1 protein-coding gene is annotated in these 228 nt (G+C 74.1%); it reads right to left on the reverse strand.

The features are described from left to right. The coding region (locus tag OH705_RS29110) for a hypothetical protein (protein WP_267303689.1) at nt 1-208 on the reverse strand (208 nt) is incomplete at its 3' end. Between the last annotated feature and the right edge of the window lie 20 nt (nt 209-228).

Raw genomic sequence — 228 nt, forward strand, 5'->3', positions numbered from 1 at the left:
AGGGCAGGGCCTCGGCCACGCGGCCCTCGCGCACCAGGCGCCGCGCTAGCAGCTGGCGCAGGCGGTCATGCGCGGGCGGCGGATTCAGGCGGCTCCATTGATAGAACTGTTCGGGCGTATCGCGGCTGAAGCCGGCCGGACGCGCAGGCGCCGGCGCGGGCGGCGGCAGGCGGTCGACATAGGCCTTGAGCTCCTCGGTCGTGAGCACGCGTTCGGCCACGTAGGCGG

Source organism: Pseudomonas sp. BJa3 (genome assembly GCF_026343815.1).
GTDB classification, from domain to species: Bacteria; Pseudomonadota; Gammaproteobacteria; order Pseudomonadales; family Pseudomonadaceae; genus Aquipseudomonas; species Aquipseudomonas soli.